This window comes from Vibrio nigripulchritudo ATCC 27043 (assembly GCF_000222685.1).
Taxonomy (GTDB): Bacteria; Pseudomonadota; Gammaproteobacteria; order Enterobacterales; family Vibrionaceae; genus Vibrio; species Vibrio nigripulchritudo.
The window spans coordinates 47,943-66,226 of record NZ_AFWJ01000101.1; the positions used below are offsets into that span (position 1 = coordinate 47,943).

The following is an 18,284-nucleotide window of genomic DNA, read 5'->3' on the forward strand; positions in this document are numbered from 1 at the left end:
TGACCATGATGCGTATACTATTTGTATTTATGACTTTAGTGATGGCGGGTTGTTCTTCGCTACAGCCGCCTGAAACGACGGATCCTAATGCCGGTACTACAGTGGTTGACGCCATTGAAGGCGACAAGTCTAACGAAGGCGGCAATGGAATCGTAGACACACTTCGTGGTCGAACCGATCCAGTCGCAGGTGACCCGGCCTGGGCGCCGATTCACCCTAAAGAAAAACCAGCGCACTACGCCACGGCAACGGGGTCACTATTTAATACGCACTTTGCACAGAATCTTTATGATGACAGCAAGCCACACGGAATTGGTGACATCGTGACCGTCATGCTGTCGGAAAACACCAAAGCGGCAAAAAGTGCCGACGCAGATTTAAGCAAGTCTAACGACGCATCCATGGATCCTTTGAGTGTTGGCGGACAAGAACTGACGATTCAAGATTACAACTTTTCTTATGAGTTAAGTAACGAGAACAAATTCAAAGGGAATGCATCGGCAAACCAGTCAAACAGCATCAGTGGTTCAATTACCGTTGAAGTGATTGAGGTGCTAGCCAATGGGAATCTGATTATCCGTGGTGAAAAATGGCTGACGTTGAATACAGGGGATGAATATATCCGCCTAAGCGGCACAATTCGTCCGGATGACATTTCTTTTGACAACACTATCGAGTCTACAAGAATTTCTAATGCACGAATTCAGTATTCTGGCACCGGAAATCAACAAGATATGCAAGAGCCTGGATTCTTGGCACGATTCTTTAATGTAGCTCTGTAAGTGAGAGAATTGTCGGAGTTTTGACATGTTGAAGAGATGGGCAGTAATGGTCGCCGGTTTGATGATGTTGACAGTGAGTTCAGCGCAAGCGGCACGAATTAAGGATGTAGCGAAAGTTGCAGGGGTTCGTAGTAACCAATTGGTTGGCTACGGTCTGGTAACGGGTTTACCAGGCACGGGGGAGTCCACGCCATTTACTGACCAAAGCTTCAATGCCATGCTTCAAAACTTCGGCATCCAATTACCACCGGGCACCAAACCAAAGACCAAAAACGTCGCCGCCGTAATTGTGACGGCAGAGCTACCCGCTTTCTCTAAGCAAGGTCAGCAGGTCGATATTACCGTGTCTTCCATTGGTAGTGCGAAAAGCCTTCGCGGCGGTACATTACTGCAAACTTTCCTGAAAGGTCTGGATGGTGAAGTCTACGCAGTGGCACAAGGTAACCTAGTGGTGAGTGGATTCAGTGCAACGGGGGCTGACGGTTCTAAAATTGTCGGTAACAACCCTACAGTAGGTATCATTTCAAGTGGCGCGACAGTGGAACGTGAAATCCCGAATCCTTTTGGTCGTGGTGATTACATCACCTTTAACCTTCTGGAGTCAGATTTCACAACTGCACAACGCATGGCGGACGCAGTCAACAACTTCTTAGGTCCTCAAATGGCTCAGGCAATTGATGCGACCTCTGTGAAAGTACGTGCTCCACGAGAAGTCAGCCAGCGAGTAGCTTTCCTATCTGCATTAGAGAACATTGAGTTCAACCCCGCTGACGGCTCTGCCAAAATCATTGTTAATTCGCGCACAGGCACCATCGTGGTGGGTAAACATGTTCGTCTAAAACCTGCTGCGGTGACTCATGGTGGCATGACGGTGGCGATCAAAGAAAACCTGAACGTCAGCCAGCCAAATGCGTTAGGTGGTGGAAATACCGCGGTTGTTCCAGACACAGACATTGAGGTATCGGAACAGTCAGGAAAAATGTTCAAGTTTGAGCCGGGATTAACATTGGATGATCTCGTGCGCGCAGTGAACGAAGTAGGTGCAGCTCCTTCAGATTTAATGGCGATTTTACAAGCGCTTAAACAAGCGGGCGCCATTGAAGGTCAGCTGATTATCATCTAGGGAGTTTATGATGGTTAAGAATCCTAATGACATTGGTTTTATTCATGACATTTCCTCTTTGGACAAGCTTCGTCAGGGAGCAGTAGAAGCGGGAACGGAAGAAGAAAAGCAAGCGGCACTCAGAACTGCAGCAAAGCAGTTTGAATCGATTTTCACCACCATGCTGTTTAAATCGATGCGTGACGCGAATACTGCTTTTGAGTCTGATCTGATGAAAAGCCAGAATCAGGACTTTTACCGCCAAATGCTGGATGAACAGATGGCAAGTGAGCTGAGTGATTCTGGGTCATTGGGGTTGGCAGATATGATCGTTGCCCAGTTGTCGGCTGGTGCAGGTGAAAGCCAGTCTGAGATCGCGATGAGAAACGCAGCGTTAGATACTTCACTAAGATTGCCTGCCGACCAGAGTCGAGTGCATGAAGCTTCTGCCAGCCGTGGCGCTGGTGAATCTAAATTCGATAATCCTCAGCAGTTCGTTGATAAGCTAAAACCTTATGCTGAAAGAGCGGCAAGGGCACTTGGTGTTGATGCTTCTGTGATTATTGCACAAGCAGCGCTTGAAACAGGTTGGGGACAAAAAGTGGTTAAGAACTCTCTGGGTTCCAGTAATAACCTGTTTAATATCAAAGCGGATAAACGATGGGATGGCGGTAAGGTCGCTACCCAGACTCTGGAAGTTTATGATGGTGTGCCAGTCAAAGAGAAAGCGTCTTTCCGTTCTTACTCCAATTATCAGGACAGCTTTAACGACTATGTACGTTTCTTGAATGAAAACCCAAGATACGAGACAGCGCTTCAACATCAAGGTGACTCTAAAGCCTTTATCCATGGTATCCATAAAGCAGGATACGCAACGGATCCTGATTACGCAGACAAAGTGCTGAAAGTGAAAGCGCAAGTCGACGAACTCATTTCCAACTAATATAAAAGACCGCATGACGTTATGCGGTCTTTTTCTTCTCCCTTCTCTAAAATTCCCCTGATTTAAAACTGTGGCATAGATATTGCAATTTTTATATCAGTAATGGTGTAAACCAATCGTAAGTAACTCTTTTTTGGGGGCAACATGGCATCCGATCTACTCAACGTAGGTAGACAAAGTGTCTTAACAGCTCAGCGGCAACTGACTACCACCGGTCATAACATTTCTAATGCTAATACCGAGGGTTACAACCGCCAGTCTGTTCTGCAGGCAACCAATGACCCCCGGCAATATGGGGGGCAAACATTTGGCATGGGTGTCCATGTGGAAAATGTTCGCCGCTCATGGGACCAATTTGCCGTTAATGAGTTAAACCTGACGACGACTAACTTTTCGAACAAGCTCGATACCGAAGAAAATCTGGATCAAATCACTACCATGTTGTCTTCTGTGGCGTCTAAGAAAATCCCCGAAAACATCAACGAATGGTTTGATTCTCTCAAGACACTTTCCGATTCCCCAAATGACATGGGGGCGCGAAAAGTGTTGCTCGAAAAATCCCAGATTGTGGCTCAGAACATGAATCACTTTCACTCTGTGGTGCGATTGGAAAAAGAAAACATCAATAAAAAGCTGGAACAGGCGGTAGAACGAATCAACTCATTAGCAAAAGAGATTCGTGATGTACACCGTCTGATGATGCGTACACCAGGACCACATAACGACTTTCGTGATGAACACGAGCGTTTGATCAAAGAGCTTGCGCAGTACACCAAAGTCACAGTGACACCGAGAAAAAACAACGAAGGATTTAACGTCCATATCGGGAACGGTCACACTATCGTCTCTGGTACGGAAGCCAGTGAACTGACACTTCTACCGGGACAGCCGGATGCTCAACAGCTTCGGATTGGTATGGTTGAAGGTAAAGGCATCAAAGCCATCAAACATGCAGGTTTAGACGGCAAGTTAGCGTCGTACCTCAAAGCGCGTGACGAATCCATTCCTTACGTTATGGATGAGTTAGGAAGACTGGCTACAGCCATGTCTTACCAAGTGAATAAGCTGCAGTCACAGGGTTTGGACCTTCGTGGCGATATTGGTACTAGTCTGTTTACCGATGTGAACTCAAAAGACATGGCAAAATCTCGTGTGATCCAAATGTCGGAATCCACAGCAGAAGTCAGCGTGTACATTGAAGACATTTCGCAACTCAGCAGCGGCGAATACGAAGTGAAGTACGACGGTTCGGATTACCGAATTGTTAAGCCAAACGGCGACGTCATCACAGTGTCTGGCAGCGACTTTTCCAACAATTTCATTTTAGATGGAATGAGAATTTCCATTCAGACTCCACCTAAAGACGGTGAACGTTTTCTTATTCGACCCACTGAAAGTGCAGCAGCCTTGATGAAGGTCGAGATGAAAGATGCTGCTCAACTGGCTGCTCAGAGTTATGAGAGTTCTTACACAGAGGCGCGCGGCACTGCCAAGTTCAACATTCTTCAAGCCGGTAGCCTACGTGAATTTCAGGTAGTGATTTCCCCTACCGGAGATCAATTTGCCGTTCTGGATATGAAAGGTCAGGTCGTGATGCAGCCTCAGGCTTACCCGCCATCTGGTCCTGTTACCGTGAACGGAACGGTTTTTGAACTGACGGCAGGGGCAAAAGAGAACGACAAATTTGCGGCAAACCTTGTCCCGTCTGAAGGTGATAACGGCAACTTGCTTAAGATGCAGAACATCCAGACCGAAAAAGTCATGAATGATGGCAACTCCACGGTTCTGGAAGTGTATAAAGATCTAAATACAGAAATTGGCTTGAGAACGGCAACGGCAACTCGATTAGCCGATGTTGCCAAGTTAGAAAATGAAGCTGCAAAAGAACGTATCGCTTCGATCTCGGGTGTAAACCTGGATGAAGAAGCGGCAAACATGATGAAGTTTCAGCAAGCTTACATGGCATCTTCTCGAATCATGCAAAGCGCGAATGACACCTTCAACACCATTTTGGCACTGAGATAGGGGAGGATGGGTAAATGATGAATCGAATCGCCAGTTTCCATAACTATCAAACCGTGCAGAATGATCTTCAGCGCCAGGAAAACAAAATTCATCACAACCACGCTCAGCTAGCTTCAGGCAAGAAGCTGATGACCGCGGCAGACGATCCATTGGCTGCACACTATGTGCAGGGGATCAAACAGCAGACAGAAGAACTTCGTCAATATATGGATTCCATTGTACTGATTCGTAACCGTTTAGAGCATCAGGAAGTCATGATTGCCAGTGCAGAACAATACGCAGATGAAGCTAAGCGTTCTGTGATGGAAATGATTAACGGTGCGTTGTCACCAGAAGATCGGGCGGCAAAATCTCGTGAGCTTGAAGAGATGGTTGTGAACATGCTGAATCTGGTGAACAGCCAGGATGAATCTGGTAACTATATTTTTGCGGGTACCAAACCTAAGTCACAGCCGTTTTTCCGTGATTATGCCGGGGACGTTTCTTACCTTGGTGATACCTATCATCGCAACATGAAAATTGCCAATGGGCTAGAAATTCCTGTCAGTGATCCGGGCAATAAAGTGTTTATGGAAATAGACAACCCGCTTGGTGATTATGATCCTCAATATGAACTTCAGGTGGCGTCGGAACTTTTGGTCGAGAAAGCCACTAATCTGAATTACGACGATCAGTCTGAGTATAGAGCAACCTTTGTTGATATGGGCGACGGCAGCTTTGGTTATCAGTTGGAAAAAGATGGTTCAGTAGTCAAATCGGATAACTATGATCCAAAAGAAGGCATCAAGTTTGAAGATTTACACCTTCAGTTCAAAGGAAGAATCACGCCGGGTGATGCCATTACATTTGAGCCTAAGAAAAGCTACAGCATTTTTGAAACCTTTCAGAAAGCGATGAAATATTCTGAACGCTCAGTAGCGGATTCAAATGGTACGGCTGAATTACATCAGGTTACTGAAGAGTTTCATGCGGCATTCGTACACATTAATACGGTGCGCACCGATTTGGGGTCCAGACTGAATACGTTAGATATTCAGGAATCCCAACACGAAGACTTCAAGCTTTCGATGGCGAAGTCAAAAAGTAATTTCGAAGATCTGGATTACGCTCAGGCGGTAATCGAGTTCAATGAAAACTCCCTGGCGCTTAAAGCGTCCCAACAAGCTTTCGGAAAAGTGAAAGACTTAACCCTGTTCAATTACATCTAACTCTTGTCTGCAAACCTATGCCTTATGTGCTTTGCCTTAAGTGCCCGGTTTGCCCCCCAAGAGGAGAAAGGTAAAACATTGCCGCTCAATAAACTTTATGCGGTAAAGGGGTAGGTAGAAAGTGAGCTGGTCGTTTCTTTGATGATAGAAATATAAAGAAATGAAGCGAGAAAAAGTTTTTAAAGATAATAATCTCTTTAAAAACATTAAATTAAGGATAAGTTTGGTTCTTTGGTAAAAATGTTGGAAAAGTTGGCACACAAGTTGAATGTATTAATGTAACGAAACAACTTAGGTGCAGTTAGAAGTTCACCATTTAATAAGTTGGACTTCTACAAGTAACTTTCGGTCAGTGCTTAACCAATAAGATTGAACTGACCGGTTCGCAGAGAGAGCGAACTCAACAGGAGAGCAAACTATGGCTGTAACAGTGAGCACTAACGTTTCCGCAATGACGGCACAACGTTACCTAAATAAGTCAACTAATGACTTAAACACATCGATGGAGCGTCTATCGTCAGGGCACAAGATCAACAGTGCAAAAGATGATGCAGCGGGTTTGCAAATCTCTAACCGATTGACCGCTCAGTCTCGTGGTCTGGATGTGGCAATGCGAAACGCCAACGATGGTATTTCGATTGCTCAGACGGCAGAAGGTGCGATGAACGAGGCAACAAACGTTCTTCAACGTATGCGTGACCTGGCCATTCAGTCTGCCAACGGCGCCAACACTGACGCGGATCGCAGAGCCATCAATGAAGAAGCGGTAGCGCTTCAGGATGAGATTAACCGTATTGCTGAAACCACATCATTTGGTGGACGTAGATTGCTTAACGGTTCCTTTGGTGATGCGGCATTCCAGATTGGTGCTAACTCTGGTGAAGCCATGGTAATGGCATTAACCAGTATCCGTGCCGACGATGTTCAGATGGGTGGGCGCACCTTTGTCGCTCCACCGGAAAATGCGAAGTCTAAAGACTGGGGTGTACCAGCCGATAAACTCGACATCAAGTTTGAGTTCACCACGAAAAACGGTGAGCCACAGGTGGTCGATATTATTGCCAAAGCTGGCGATGACATCGAAGAGCTGGCGACCTACATCAATGGTCAGTCAGACATGATTCACGCTTCTGTCAGTGAAAATGGACAGATGCAGGTTTTCGTAGCCGAACCACATTTGGAAGGTGATCTTACTATCTCTGGGACACTTGCCGGGGAAGTCGGGTTAACGGGTGGTCCGGGTGTACAAACTACGGTTCAGGATCTTGATCTAAGAACGGTAGCAGGCTCTCAGAACGCAATCAGCGTTGTGGATGCCGCGCTCAAGTACATTGATAGCCAACGTGCTGATTTAGGTGCAAAACAAAACCGACTCAGCCACAGTATCAATAACTTAGCGAATGTTCGTGAGAATGTGGATGCTTCCAACAGCCGAATCAAAGATACCGATTGGGCAGTGGAAACCACAGAGCTTACGAAAAACCAGATTTTGCAGCAGGCAGGTACTTCAATACTTGCTCAAGCGAAACAGTTGCCAAACTCAGCGATGCAATTACTTCAATAGTAATGCACATCTTCGCCAGGGCAGACGTGAACTGGCGTATGATGCCGCTTAGTTAGCAAGCGCGGAAGGTACAAAAAAACAGGACGCTCTCTCATCTCTCACCTGCGGAATGTTTTAGTGTTTGTATCGGAAGCACCTGGCTAGTCGGGGATATGTTTCATTTCTCTGATCTCCGCATGACTCTGACTAGTAACAGCCCCAGTTCTCTCAAAGGAAAAGGGGCTTTTTTCTTGCCTAAAGAAAAGTATATTTCTACATACCTTAATCTAAGATTTTTCCTGAATCTAAACGTTTTGTTCCCCTTCCGACTCCAAGCTTGTTGTACGACATGATCTAACGTTTGAATGTTTTTACGAAGAATGGGTATAGAAGGTGAATGTGCTGTTCGCTTGAATGGTGTTAATTGATCTTGTTTGGGGTTTTCTCAGTTAGCACTGATGGCTATTACGGGAGGAAGTGATGATAAGGATTGAGATAGGCAGAAGTGACCGCAAATAGAAACAAAAAACGCTGCCATCGGGCAGCGTTTTTTAAATGCTCTAAGTAAAAATTACTTAGTTACGCGTAGAACCGTTGTTTCACCAACAGATACCGCGCCAGTTAGCTTGTTCAACTCTTTGATTTCGTCCATGTTAGAAATAACAACTGGAGTTAGAGTTGATTTCGCTTTCTCTTCCAGAAGAGCTAGATCGAATTCGATGATAGTGTCACCAGCTTTAACTGTTTGACCTTCTTCAGCGATGCGAGTGAAGCCTTCGCCTTTTAGTTCAACAGTATCAATACCGAAGTGAACGAAAAGCTCAACGCCGTCGTCAGATTCGATAGAGAATGCGTGGTTAGTTTCAAAGATTTTACCGATAGTACCGTTTACTGGAGCGACCATCTTGTCACCAGATGGTTTGATAGCGATACCGTCACCAACGATTTTTTCAGCGAATACTACATCTGGCACATCTTCGATGTTTACGATTTCGCCAGATAGAGGTGCGATGATTTCAATTGCACCAGCGTCAGCACTGTCGTCAGAAACCAGCTTCTTCAGTTTGTCAAACAGACCCATGTCATGCTCCTAAACGTTAATTTTATTCTGTTGAATTATATTAGCAGTTTGTTTTTTCTGCGATAAATTTTTCTACGTGCGCTTCAATCTCAGCCGCTGTTGGCATTTGAAGGGCTTCTTCCGCCATCGCTTTTACTTCTGCAAAGTTCGAGTTACGGATAACTTTCTTCACTTTAGGGATGGAGATTCCGCTCATGCTGAACTCATCCAGACCCATACCTAGTAGAAGAAGCGTTGCACGCTCGTCACCAGCAAGCTCACCACACATACCAGTCCACTTACCTTCAGCGTGAGAAGCATCGATCACTTGCTTGATAACTGTCAGAACAGCAGGTGAAAGTGGATTGTATAGGTGAGAGATTAACTCGTTACCACGGTCAACTGCTAGAGTATACTGAGTTAAGTCGTTAGTACCAATACTAAAGAATGATACTTCTTTCGCTAAGTGATGAGCAATTGCCGCTGCCGCAGGTGTTTCAACCATAACACCGATTTCGACGTTTTCGTCGAAAGCATGACCTTCATTGCGTAGTTCCGCTTTGTACTCTTCGATAGCTGCTTTTAGTTCGCGAATTTCTTCAACAGAAATGATCATTGGGAACATGATGCGAAGCTTACCGTGTGCAGATGCACGTAGGATACCACGTAGCTGGTCACGTAGAATTTCACGACGATCCAAGCTAATACGTACGGCACGCCAACCCAGGAATGGGTTCATTTCTTTTGGCAGATCCATGTAAGGAAGATCTTTGTCACCACCGATATCCATAGTACGGATAATCACTGGCTCACCATGCATCGCTTCCGCTACTTCTTTGTAAGCTTGGTACTGCTCTTCTTCAGTAGGAAGTGCATCGCGATCCATGAATAGGAATTCTGTGCGGTACAGACCAACACCTTCACCGCCGTTGCGGATGATGCCGTCACAGTCTTTTACTGTACCGATGTTGCCACATACTTCGACGTTATGGTCGTCAAGTGTTGTAGCAGGAAGATCTTTCAGTTTAGCCAGCTCTTCTTTTTCTGCGATGAAAGCGTCACGGATAGATTGTGCTTCAGACATTTCTGCGTCTGTTGGGTTAACGATGATTTTGTTGTTCATCGCATCCAGGATAAGCATGTCGCCGTTCTTCACTTGCTTAGTGATGTCGTTAGTACCAACGATCGCAGGAAGTTCAAGAGAACGTGCCATAATAGAAGTGTGCGAAGTACGACCACCGATATCACAAGCAAAGCCCAGAACGTAGTCCAGGTTGATTTGCGCTGTTTCAGATGGTGTAAGGTCGTAAGCAACCAAGATAACTTCTTCATCAATGTCGCTTAGAGAAACGATGTTGATGCCAAGTGCGTTTTTAACGAAACGAGAACCGATGTCACGGATGTCTGTTGCACGCTCTTTTAGGTATTCGTCATCCAAAGACTCAAGTGCAGTCGCCTGCTCTTCAATCACAGTGTGGATAGCGTTATCTGCAGAAAGCTTATCGTTTTTGATCAGTGCTAAAATTTCTTCTTCTAGCTCTTCGTCTTCAAGAAGCATGATGTGACCTTCAAAGATCGCTTCTTTCTCTTCACCGAACGTTTCAAGTGCTTTTTGCTTGATGGTTTCAAGCTGAGCCGAAGATTTGTTACGTGCATCAAAGAAGCGCTGAACTTCAGCTTCTACTTGATCGTCGGAGATAGTGTTTGTGTTTAGGACAATTTCATCTTCTTGAAGGAGTAGTGCTTTACCAAAAGCAATACCAGGAGATGCTAGGATGCCTGAAATCATAGCCTTACCTTAATATGGTCAACAATAAACGGAAAGTGTTTGACTAAAAATGCTAACGAGTAGTTGTAGCTTAAAGACGTCTTATTTAAACAAAGCCATTTTGCGTTTGCAAAATGGCTTTGAGAAGAGCGTTCTAATTAGTGAAGTTGGTCCATAAGAGCAACTAGGTGGTCAACTGCTGCTTGAGCCTGTGGGCCTTCTGCAGAGATAGTAACAACTGTACCTTTAACTAGGCCTAGAGTTTGTAGCTTGAACAAGCTCTTAGCACTTGCACTTTTACCGTTAGAAGTCACTGTGATGTCAGCGTCAAAGCCTTTAGCTTCTTTAACAAACTGAGCAGCTGGACGAGTGTGTAGACCGTTTTCTGCAGTGATTTCTACTTGCTTCTGATACATGTGATATACCCCAATTGATTTATTTTTGTGTCTGTAGTCGGCAGCGTACAATCTATCATTAACAGTGCTAGTCCAAAGTTAATGAAACGCTGACCCGATGTCAGTGTTTTCAACTCATTCTGCTCGCAGTTCTTGACTGCTGCAAAATCAGAGTGATTCTTTACTAATGCGCTTTTTATTTTGAAGCGAAAAATAAAACTGAGGTGATATTACCAAAGGTGAGGCAGGGATCAACAAAAAAGCCCCTATATGGGGCTTTTTTAGACTAAAAATTGATTTCAACACAGTTTTATTACGTGTTTATTGCTGGTTTTCTTTCTCAGTAAACAGACCTGCAAATAGTGCTGTACTTAGGTAACGTTCACCAGAGCTTGGTAGAACCGTTACAATTGTTTTACCAGCAAATTCAGGCAGTTCCGCAATGCGGTTTGCAGCAACTACTGCAGCACCAGATGAGATACCGGCCAGGATACCTTCTTCTTCCATCAGACGACGAGCCATTTCGATCGCATCTTCAGAGGAAACAGACTCAACGCGGTCAATAAGTTCTAAATCAAGGTTACCAGGGATGAAACCTGCACCGATACCCTGAATCTTGTGTGGAGACGGTTGAATTTCTTCACCTGCCAGAGCTTGAGCGATAACAGGCGATTCTGTTGGCTCAACAGCAACGGTTGTGATTGCTTTGCCTTTTTCGCCTTTAATGTAGCGGCTTGTACCTGTTAGCGTACCACCTGTACCTACACCTGAAACGAACACGTCAACTTCACCGTCTGTCGCATCCCAAATTTCAGGACCCGTCGTTTTCTCGTGGATCGCTGGGTTAGCTGGGTTGTTGAATTGTTGTAGAAGCAGGTATTTTTCTGGGTTGCTTGCAACAATCTCTTCTGCTTTAGCGATAGCACCTTTCATGCCTTTTGCTGCTTCAGTCAATTCTAGGTTTGCACCCAGAGCTTTAAGAAGTTTACGACGCTCAAGGCTCATTGACTCAGGCATAGTAAGAGTCAGCTTGTAACCACGAGCTGCGGCTACGAATGCAAGTGCAACACCAGTGTTACCACTTGTTGGTTCAACAAGCTCAACGCCTGGCTTAAGTGTACCTGCTTTCTCGGCTTCCCAGATCATGTTCGCACCGATACGACATTTAACGCTGAAGCTAGGGTTACGTGCTTCTACTTTAGCCAGTACGTTACCTTTACTTACGCGGTTCAGACGAACAAGTGGAGTGTTACCAATAGCTTGCGAGTTATCTTCGTAGATTTTGCTCATGTTGATGTTCCTTCATTACACGGTAGAGGGTGCACAATGCACTCTGTGTTATTACTGATTAAGCATAAAGTGCTAATAAACAACCGAAAAAGAATAAATGGTTATAACTTATAGGGTGTAATGAAGAGCTTTAATAGTGTGAACTGAGTGGTTTTTCTATTGTGATACGCAACCAGTGTTGTACAAAAAAGGCGAGTCTTACATGAGTAATGACTCGCCTAATCCTTATCTCACATATTGTAATCGATATTTGTCCACCCACATGGCGGTTGCACCACACACGGCCACGGGCATCACAAACAAATTCAATATTGGGATCATGGTAAACAACGAAACCATAAACCCAAACCCATAAGAGGTGGACTGATTTTGTTTCAAATCATTTCTCATGTCCTGAAATGTGACTTTGTGATTGTCAAAAGGGTAGTCGCAGTACTGAATGGCAAGCATCCAGGCTGAAAACAGGAACCAGAGTATCGGACCTACTGTCTGACCCAGTGCTGGAATCAGCAATAAAATAAAGAGCCCAAGTGCTTTTGGAAGATAGTACATTAGCTTGCGCCATTCGCGACCTAGAATTCTTGGTACATCTTTCAGTAAAGACATCACAGACTGATCGCTAAGCGTTTTGCCTGTGAGCTTGGCTTCGAGCTGCTCAGCCAGAAGCCCGTTAAATGGGGCTGCCACAAAATTGGCTATGGTGCTGAACAGATAAGTAAACGTAGCCAGTATAGCGAGTGCTACTAAGGGCCAAAGAAGATAAGAAAGCCATGACAGCATATCAGGTAGGTAGCCAAGCCATGCGTCTATCCATTGATTGAGATTAGAGAAAAGAAAATAGATGGCTCCGCCAATCAGCAGAATATTGACGAGTAATGGCAGGATAACAAATCGTCTGATGCCGGGCTGAAATGCCAGCTCAATGCCATGAAAAAAGTATCCTATGCCACTGCGGTGGTGTGTTGTCATAAAAATGTTCTTCCTAGATTGCTCTATTCGCGATTCTAACGTAGACATAACAGTATACCCAAGATATGAACGCTTCCTGAATCGAAAGGCGTTTCATCTCTTAAAGGTAAAATTAAAGAAAAAGCGTGCAGAAGGTCACGCGATGTTCAACGACGTCTCCATATATTTATTCAAATTTCTCAGAGACTTTTGGTAAAGTAACACACATATACGATAAATAGACTGCCACTTGAATGTTTTTTCAGCGATGCAGTGAACAGAGAGTAAAAAATGCAGGAATTGCGACTAGTACTTATCATCGTAGGCTTACTTGCTATTGCCGCTTTGCTATTCCACGGGTTGTGGACCAGTAAAAAAGAAGGAAAAGCCAAATTTGGTAACAAACCTCACCGTAAGCTGGAAAGCTCTGAGGAAGAAGAACAAGATTACACCGCTACTCGCGCGTTTGCTCCTGAAGACGATTTCGAAATTATCCGCAAAACCCGAAAAGAACCTGAGTTTGCTGACAATACTGAAAAAGAAGTACCTGCTTACGATCCATTGGTAGACAGTGAAGAATCGCTACCTTCCTTTTCATCGATAGATGATGAGTCAATCAAGTCAAAAGAAAATGAACCTGTTGAAAATGTTCTGGAACCAGAAGCATTTGTTGCAGAGCCTCAAGAGACAGAACAAATCGCAGTAAATCAAACTACCGACTTCGAAAACGAAGAGCGCATTGAAGATCCTGTTATCACTGAGCCAGAGCCTGAAGCTGAAAAAGAAATGGAAGTGTTAGTCCTAAATGTTCACTGTGCTGGCGATGATCCGTTTGTGGGCACTTCTTTGTTTGATAGCATGAAGCAAAACGGCTTGCTGTACGGTGAAATGGACATCTTCCATCGCCATGCGGATTTGTCTGGGACAGGTAAAGTACTGTTCAGTGTGGCCAATATGATGCAACCAGGAACACTTCAGCATGATGATCCGGACACCTTTACAACTCAGGGTATTTCCTTCTTCATGACGTTGCCATGCTTTGGCGAAGCAGACCAGAATTTCAAATTGATGTTGAAAACCGCGCAGCAGATTGCCGATGACTTAGGTGGAAATGTGCTGGATGATCAACGCAACCTTATGACGCCAGACAGGCTTGATGCGTACCGACAACAGATCCGCGACTTCAACGCTGGTTAATACAAGCAAATACAATATACTCAAGCTACCTCAAGATAGGCTCTCGCTGAACCTAGCATCTTGAGGCAACTTGAGTATATTGAATAAAATGATTAGGGCTCGCTTCGAGCCCTTTTTTCTAAGCACGATAGAGCACGTTATGAGTAAGAACATTGAGCAGCAATACGCTGAGTTGAAGCAGACCCTCCATCATCACGCCGTAAAATACTACGTCGAAGACAGCCCAGTGATTCCGGATGCTGAATACGACAGGTTAATGCGTCAGCTTTTGGAAATTGAAGAGCAAAACCCTGATTGGGTTACAGTCGACTCCCCAAGCCAGCGCGTTGGAGGACCTGCACTTGATAGCTTTACGTCAGTCGCTCATGAGATTCCCATGCTCTCTCTGGATAATGCATTCAACGATGAAGAAATAGAAGGGTTCTATCGCCGAGCAACAGATAGAGCGACAGGAACAGATATTCAAACGTTCAGTTGTGAACCTAAACTTGATGGGCTTGCAGTTAGCCTTCTTTATGAAAACGGTGTGTTAGTTCAGGCGGCAACCCGCGGAGATGGTGCCACTGGCGAAAACATTACCGAGAATGTTAGGACGATAAACGCTATTCCTCTGATTCTGCAGGGAGAAGGCTGGCCAACTCGCATTGAGGTGCGTGGTGAGGTCTTTATGCCTAAGGCGGGCTTCGACAAGATGAATGAAGAAGCGCTTAAGAAAGGTCTGAAGCCTTTTGTAAACCCGCGAAATGCAGCAGCGGGAAGCCTACGTCAGCTGGATTCAAAAATCACGGCTACAAGACCACTGAGCTTTTATGCGTACAGCGTGGGCGTTGTAGAAGGTGGCGAACTGTCTAATAGTCACTACGAGCGATTTCTGCAATTGAAGTCTTGGGGCTTGCCTATGTGCCCAGAGACGAAACAGGTCCAAGGACTAAAAGACGTCTTTGAGTACTACAAGGACATACTTGAAAAGCGAGATAGCCTGCCGTATGAAATAGACGGTGTAGTCATAAAAATTGATGACATCGCTATTCAGGAACAGCTTGGCTTCGTCGCGAGAGCGCCGCGTTGGGCGATTGCATACAAGTTCCCAGCGCAAGAAGAAATTACCGTTCTGAACGACGTAGAATTCCAGGTTGGTCGTACCGGAGCCATCACGCCTGTTGCTAAACTTGAACCAGTATTTGTTGGTGGCGTTACTGTCAGCAATGCTTCTCTTCACAATGCCGATGAAATCGAACGACTAGGTGTAAAAATTGGTGACAGCGTCATTATTCGACGTGCTGGGGATGTGATTCCTCAAGTGACAGGGGTGATTCTGGAGAGACGTCCAGAAAATGCTGGTGAGATTGTATACCCAACGGCTTGCCCAGTCTGCGAATCAGACGTAGAGCGCTTGGAAGGTGAAGCTGTTACCCGATGTACGGGAGGGCTAATTTGTCAGGCTCAGCGTAAAGAAGCACTCAAGCATTTTGTGTCCCGAAAAGCGCTCGATGTAGATGGTCTAGGCGAAAAAGTCATAGAACAGCTAGTAGACCGTGAAATGGTGGAAACCCCAGCAGATCTTTTCAAACTTTCGGCTGGAGTCATTACCGTTTTGGATAGAATGGGTCCTAAATCTGCACAGAATGTGGTTGATGCGCTAAACAAATCAAAACAGACAACGCTTCCTAGATTTCTATACTCTCTTGGAATTCGAGAAGTTGGTGAAGCAACAGCAGCAAACTTAGCAAACCACTTTAAAACACTGGAAGCCATCCAAGAAGCAAGCAAAGAGCAGTTAATTGAAGTTAATGATGTTGGTGAAGTCGTCGCAAACCACATCAAACGTTTCTTCGAGGCAGAGAGTAACCTTGAGGTTGTTGCAAAACTTCGGGAATTTGGTGTCCATTGGGAAGATATCACACAACAATCGAGTGATAAGCCTCAGCTACTAGAAGGAAAAACCGTTGTCATTACTGGCAGTTTCTCCAAGCTAAATCGAAATGAAGCTAAAGCTATGCTGCAAGAATTGGGAGCAAAGGTGACAGGAAGTGTGTCTAAGAAAACGGATATCCTATTCGCTGGCGAAGCGGCAGGTTCTAAGTTAACTAAAGCCCAGGATCTCGGAGTCGAAGTCAAAGATGAAGAGGCTCTAATAGAGATATTAGGTTTGTAATTTATTTAAAGTTACTTTGTTTAAAAGCGAGCTTGATAGCTCGCTTTTTTATTGCACTTTGAAACGAAGAATGTTTCATCAATTTATCTTAATTATTTTAAATGGTTATGTTTTATCTTGGTGTTATTTTTTCATGGAATGATTTTTAGGAAGTTTCTTTTTAACACCAAGGTCTTTTTATAATAATTCATAAAAAAATCGAAAGAAGTGCAACTAATTACCATATTATTTGTCTATAAAAATATGTTGCACGCTATATACACAGAGTTTGATTAAAAGGTTTTAACTCCAACTAGGTAAAGGTTTTCAGAATAATTCTTGTCAAAAATAAAGATATCAATTGTCAGTGATCAATATTCCAAATTTGATTTTTAAAGCTATTGATATTTATCATTTCCGAGTCACTTCACTGTTTCACAATTGCAGATCTTCTTAACTTATTGATTTTTAACGTCTCTATCTTTATTTTTTAGCTCAAAATTAATAACTGTGATTCATATCATTAAGTTGAGAAAACTTTGCTCTCCTTCATATTTTTTTAGTTAAAAAATAAGTTCTCGTTGATGTTTTTCTTCGCGAAGATAGTCTTTGTCATGTGGATACACACTGTGTATGCAGGAATAAAAAGTGTGAACTCATTAGTTTTTGAATATCACACACAGGAAAGATGCTTTCTACCTTAGCGGCCAAATTGAGGTGGATAGCGGACAAAACAGCTATATCCATTTTAGGAGTTTTCCATGGAAAAGATCTTTAAGCGCACTCTTCTGGGTGCAGCAGTGGCTTCAATTGCACTATCTGGCTCTGCACTGGCTAAACCAGCAACTGAAACAGTTGATCTGTACGGTCAAATCGCTATCTCTGTAGCGCAAAACGCTCAAACAACTGATGGCGCAGACAAGCCAATCGTAATGGACAACGAATCACGTATCGGTGTTCGTGGTTCTGCAGACTGGGAACGTGGTCCAACAATCATCTGGCAATTGGAAGGCGGTAACGTTGAAGATGACGGTAAAAACAGCGGTCTAGGTGTACGTGATACATACGGCGGCTTCGACTTTGGTGACTCTGGTAAAGTTCGCTTCGGTCGTGTTCTTACTCCACTATTTGAAGTTGTTGATGGATACACAGGTCAAAGCTCTGGTGGCGGTTTCAACGTAGGTAACACAGGTAACACTAACTACGATCGTCAATCAAACATGGTTCGTTACGATTCTGCAAACCTAGGTGGCTTCAGCTTTGCTCTTGGTGCGGGTCGTGGTGATGAAGCTACTGCTGGTTCAAATGTTTACTCAGCAAGTGGTCAATTCGCAACAGGCGTATTCACTGCAAAACTGGCTTACGAAAACAATACTGACCGTGAAGCTGTTGATAAAGCGAAAAACCGTGGTGATGCGAATGCAATGATTGCTGGTATCAACGTTGACCTTGAAGGTTTCGGTGTTCACGCTGCATACCTAACTGGTGAAGTTAAGCCAACAGGTGGTAAGACTGGTGCTGCTGGCTACGACAAGGGTACACAAAGCGCGTACAAGTTTGGTGCATACTACACTGGTGTTGAGCACTGGACATTCAACCTAAACTTTGCAGCTTCTACAGATGCAAAAGTTGATGGTGATTCTATCAAAGATAAAGACCAAACTATAACTGGTCAGGCTATGTACAGCATTGACTCAAATGCAGTGGTATACGCTCGTCTAGTTCATCATACAGATAAAGTTGCAGGCGAAAGCAACAGCGACTTAGGCTGGCGTCTAGGTATGGAATACTACTTCTAAGACCCAGTTACACTGCCTTTTTCAATTTGCCGACGTGCATGACACGTCGGCTTTTTTTGCCAAGTTTTTGGTGAAAATAAAAGTTGAAGA

At 44.4% G+C, this 18,284-nt stretch carries 14 protein-coding genes; 9 read left to right on the forward strand and 5 right to left on the reverse strand.

The window, feature by feature from the left end; all coding sequences use genetic code 11:
• Positions 1-5: 5 nt before the first annotated feature.
• From flgH to RH89_RS10120, 6 genes are all read left to right on the forward strand, one after another.
• Positions 6-782 (forward strand): flagellar basal body L-ring protein FlgH, encoded by a 777-nt coding sequence (gene flgH, locus RH89_RS10095; RefSeq protein WP_004401567.1) that lies wholly within the window; start codon positions 6-8, stop codon positions 780-782.
• A gap of 46 nt (positions 783-828) precedes the next feature.
• Positions 829-1,905: a flagellar basal body P-ring protein FlgI gene (locus RH89_RS10100; RefSeq protein ID WP_375342721.1), complete on the forward strand. Its 1,077-nt coding sequence runs from the start codon at positions 829-831 to the stop codon at positions 1,903-1,905.
• Positions 1,906-1,915: 10 nt separating this feature from the next.
• Positions 1,916-2,827: a flagellar assembly peptidoglycan hydrolase FlgJ gene (flgJ, locus tag RH89_RS10105; protein WP_004401573.1), complete on the forward strand. Its 912-nt coding sequence runs from the start codon at positions 1,916-1,918 to the stop codon at positions 2,825-2,827.
• 144 nt (positions 2,828-2,971) lie between these two features.
• Positions 2,972-4,852 (forward strand): flagellar hook-associated protein FlgK, encoded by a 1,881-nt coding sequence (gene flgK, locus RH89_RS10110; protein ID WP_004401574.1) that lies wholly within the window; start codon positions 2,972-2,974, stop codon positions 4,850-4,852.
• A 14-nt stretch (positions 4,853-4,866) separates the two neighbouring features.
• Complete coding sequence (gene flgL, locus RH89_RS10115; protein WP_004401575.1) at positions 4,867-6,060, forward strand: flagellar hook-associated protein FlgL; 1,194 nt, start codon at positions 4,867-4,869, stop codon at positions 6,058-6,060.
• A 418-nt stretch (positions 6,061-6,478) separates the two neighbouring features.
• A complete protein-coding gene (locus tag RH89_RS10120) occupies positions 6,479-7,624 on the forward strand; it encodes a flagellin (protein WP_004401576.1) in 1,146 nt (381 codons plus the stop codon).
• Positions 7,625-8,174: 550 nt separating this feature from the next.
• Here the strand turns inward: RH89_RS10120 and crr are convergent.
• The 5 genes from crr to cysZ form a co-directional block, all read right to left on the reverse strand.
• On the reverse strand, positions 8,175-8,684 hold the full coding sequence (gene crr / locus RH89_RS10125; protein ID WP_004401577.1) for a PTS glucose transporter subunit IIA: 510 nt from the start codon (positions 8,682-8,684) through the stop codon (positions 8,175-8,177).
• A 40-nt stretch (positions 8,685-8,724) separates the two neighbouring features.
• Positions 8,725-10,452 carry a phosphoenolpyruvate-protein phosphotransferase PtsI gene (gene ptsI / locus RH89_RS10130; RefSeq protein ID WP_004401578.1) on the reverse strand — a complete coding sequence of 576 codons (1,728 nt, stop codon included), beginning with the start codon at positions 10,450-10,452 and terminating at the stop codon, positions 8,725-8,727.
• Positions 10,453-10,589: 137 nt separating this feature from the next.
• A complete protein-coding gene (locus RH89_RS10135) occupies positions 10,590-10,847 on the reverse strand; it encodes an HPr family phosphocarrier protein (RefSeq protein WP_004401586.1) in 258 nt (85 codons plus the stop codon).
• A 300-nt stretch (positions 10,848-11,147) separates the two neighbouring features.
• Positions 11,148-12,116, reverse strand: a complete 969-nt coding sequence (gene cysK / locus RH89_RS10140; RefSeq protein ID WP_004401587.1) for a cysteine synthase A — start codon at positions 12,114-12,116, stop codon at positions 11,148-11,150.
• 225 nt (positions 12,117-12,341) lie between these two features.
• Positions 12,342-13,085 carry a sulfate transporter CysZ gene (gene cysZ / locus RH89_RS10145; protein WP_004401588.1) on the reverse strand — a complete coding sequence of 248 codons (744 nt, stop codon included), beginning with the start codon at positions 13,083-13,085 and terminating at the stop codon, positions 12,342-12,344.
• 270 nt (positions 13,086-13,355) lie between these two features.
• On the opposite strand from cysZ, the gene zipA reads away from it, so the two are divergent.
• The 3 genes from zipA to RH89_RS10160 all read left to right on the forward strand — a co-directional run bounded on the left by zipA (position 13,356) and on the right by RH89_RS10160 (position 18,194).
• Complete coding sequence (gene zipA, locus RH89_RS10150) at positions 13,356-14,261, forward strand: cell division protein ZipA (protein ID WP_004401589.1); 906 nt, start codon at positions 13,356-13,358, stop codon at positions 14,259-14,261.
• Positions 14,262-14,400: 139 nt separating this feature from the next.
• Positions 14,401-16,416: an NAD-dependent DNA ligase LigA gene (gene ligA, locus RH89_RS10155; RefSeq protein WP_004401590.1), complete on the forward strand. Its 2,016-nt coding sequence runs from the start codon at positions 14,401-14,403 to the stop codon at positions 16,414-16,416.
• A gap of 740 nt (positions 16,417-17,156) precedes the next feature.
• The gene (locus tag RH89_RS10160; protein WP_004401591.1) at positions 17,157-18,194 is read left to right on the forward strand and encodes a porin; all 1,038 of its coding nucleotides are present in this window, start codon (positions 17,157-17,159) and stop codon (positions 18,192-18,194) included.
• The last annotated feature ends 90 nt before the right edge of the window (positions 18,195-18,284 follow it).